The organism is Rhodococcus sp. (in: high G+C Gram-positive bacteria), from assembly GCF_049591685.1.
Classification (GTDB): Bacteria; Actinomycetota; Actinomycetes; order Mycobacteriales; family Mycobacteriaceae; genus Rhodococcoides.
Genome location: NZ_JBAWFH010000360.1, coordinates 1 through 2,827 on the forward strand (window position 1 = coordinate 1; position 2,827 = coordinate 2,827).

3 protein-coding genes are annotated in these 2,827 nt (G+C 64.4%); all 3 read left to right on the forward strand.

Annotation, left to right across the window (positions count from 1 at the left end; genetic code table 11):
• Window positions 1-227 precede the first annotated feature (227 nt).
• The gene (locus tag WBQ44_RS15110) at window positions 228-1,136 is read left to right on the forward strand and encodes an ACP S-malonyltransferase (protein WP_495567489.1); all 909 of its coding nucleotides are present in this window, start codon (window positions 228-230) and stop codon (window positions 1,134-1,136) included.
• Between the two features lie 149 nt (window positions 1,137-1,285).
• Window positions 1,286-1,588: a meromycolate extension acyl carrier protein AcpM gene (gene acpM, locus WBQ44_RS15115; RefSeq protein WP_495567490.1), complete on the forward strand. Its 303-nt coding sequence runs from the start codon at window positions 1,286-1,288 to the stop codon at window positions 1,586-1,588.
• A gap of 8 nt (window positions 1,589-1,596) precedes the next feature.
• Window positions 1,597-2,827 (forward strand): KasA/KasB family beta-ketoacyl-ACP synthase (locus tag WBQ44_RS15120; protein WP_495567491.1); only part of this gene is annotated, 1,231 nt, incomplete at its 3' end.

The window sequence follows — 2,827 nt, forward strand, 5'->3', positions numbered from 1 at the left end:
GTCGCGGCAACGGTGGGTCGACTGACTCGAACGCATCACGAACCGCACTATCCTGCCCCACAGATCACACACGTAACATTTGGTGAAGTGGTGACGTAACGCAATGACCGGGTGCGGCGATGTCGGCGGCCCACGAGCCGGTTTGTAGGGTCTCCACAAATTGTCTGTCGAGAGTTCATCGAGAAGGACATCAACCAAAAGACCTTTCACAGTGTTCTCTTAACGATGTGATTGCGTTGCTTGCGCCCGGCCAGGGCTCCCAGACACCCGGCATGCTCGTGCCATGGCTCGAACTCCCCGGAGCTGCCGACCGCGTTGCCCTGTGGTCCAAGGCGTCCGGTCTCGATCTGGCTCGCCTCGGAACGACGGCAACCGCCGAGGAGATCACCGATACGTCGGTGACGCAGCCGCTCGTCGTCGCGGCCGCTCTGCTCGCGTTCGAGGAGATCGCCGGTCGAGGCATCCTCCCGGAGGATGCGGTCATCGCCGGCCACTCTGTCGGAGAACTCGCCGCAGCCGCAGTCGCCGGGGTGATCTCGTCCGACGAGGCGGTCACCCTCGCTGCCGTGCGCGGCACCGAGATGGCCAAGGCGTGCGCATTGGAGCCGACCGGCATGTCGGCAGTCCTCGGTGGCGACGAAGGCGCCGTCCTCGCTCGGCTCGACGAACTGGGCCTCGAACCCGCCAACGTCAATGCCGCGGGACAGATCGTCGCGGCCGGTCTGCTGTCCGCGCTTGCCGAGCTGGCGGAGAATCCTCCAGAGAAAGCGCGCGTTCGCGCACTGCCCGTCGCCGGTGCCTTCCATACCCGCTTCATGGCTCCAGCGCAGGATGCTGTCGCAGCCGCCGCAGCCGCGATCACACCGTCCAACCCGATCCGGACGCTCCTGTCGAACTCCGACGGCAAACCCGTGACCTCGGGCGCGGATGCTCTCGCCAAGCTCGCGGCTCAGGTCACCAAGCCCGTCCGGTGGGACTTGTGCACCGGCTACCTCGAGGAAGCCGCTGTATCTGCGGTGGCAGAACTCCCACCCGCGGGCACTCTCGTCGGCATCGCCAAGCGGGAGATGCGCGGCACTCCCAACCTCGGGCTGAAGAAGCCCGAAGACATCGCCGCCCTCGCCGAGCTGACCTAGCTCCTCCACAGAACTTCCCATGACGGACGCGTCGTCGTGGGTTCGTCGTGCCTTCTCGAACCCGGGATCGCACGCGAAGGTGAACTTGGTGCGCCGAATCCGGCGCACCGACTGAGAAAAGATCGACCCGAACAGAAGGGAGCCACGCAGTGGCCAGCCAGGAAGACCTCATCGCCGGACTTGCAGAGATCATCGAGGAGGTCACGGGTATCGAACCCTCCGAGGTGACCATCGAAAAGTCCTTCGTCGACGACCTCGACATCGACTCGCTGTCGATGGTGGAGATCGCCGTTCAGACCGAAGACAAGTACGGCGTCAAAATCCCCGACGAAGACCTCGCGGGTCTGCGCACCGTCGGCGACGCTGTGTCGTACATCCAGAAGCTCGAAGCGGAGAACCCGGAAGCCGCTGAAGCAATCAAGTCCAAGCTCGACGACTCCGCGAGCGAGTGAGTCGAACCGTGACCAACCCATCCACCAACAACGGACGCTTCCCGAGTGTCGTCGTCACCAGCCTTGCTGCGACCACGTCCATCGCCGGTGATGTGGACGCCACGTGGAAGGGTCTGCTGAACGGCGAGAGCGGCATCGGCGTACTCGAGGACGACTTCGTTGCCGAGTACGACCTTCCCGTGCGGATCGGCGGCCACCTCGCGGTCAACCCGTCGACTCTGCTCAGCCGGGTCGAATGCCGTCGCCTCAGCTATGTGGAGCAGTTGTCCACGGTGCTCGGACGCGAAGTGTGGAAGAACGCCGGCAGCCCCGAGGTGGACCCACTCCGTCTCGGAGTGTCCATCGGAACGGGTCTCGGCGGCGGTGATTCCCTCATCGAAGCAAACGACAAGATGAAGGCAGGCGGCTACCGCAAGGTGTCTCCGCTCGCTGTTCAGATGGTCATGCCGAACGGCCCTGCAGCGGTCGTCGGTCTGGAACTGAAGGCGCAGGCCGGTGTCATCACCCCTGTGTCGGCATGTTCCTCCGGATCGGAAGCCATCGCTCACGCGTGGCGAATGATCGTCATGGGTGACGCCGACATGGTCGTCACCGGTGGCGTCGAGGGATACATCGACGCGGTGCCGATCGCGAGTTTCTCCATGATGCGCGCGATGAGCACCAACAACGACAACCCGAAGGGTGCGTCGCGTCCGTTCGACAAGGACCGCGACGGGTTCGTCTTCGGCGAGGCTGGCGCTCTCATGGTCATCGAGACCGAGGAGCACGCCAAGGCTCGTGGGGCGACCATTCACGCACGGTTGCTCGGTGCCGGTATCACCTCGGACGGGTTCCATCTCGTGGCACCCGATCCGGAAGGAACCGGGGCGGCGCGCGCAATGTCGCGGGCCCTCGAAACCGCCGGGTTGCAGAAGTCCGATATCACGCACGTGAACGCGCACGCCACGGCAACACCGATCGGTGACACCGCCGAGGCCCTCGCGATCAACAAGGCGATCGGCAACCACGCGGCGGTCTACGCACCGAAGTCGGCGCTGGGCCACTCGATCGGCGCCGTCGGCGCACTCGAGTCGGTGCTGACGGTGCTCGCAGTGCGAGAGGGAATCATTCCTCCCACGCTGAATTTGGAGAACCAGGATCCGCAGATCGATCTCGACGTCGTCAAGGGTGAAGCCCGCGTCGGACAGATCGACTACGCGGTGAACAACTCGTTCGGATTCGGTGGGCACAATGTCGCGC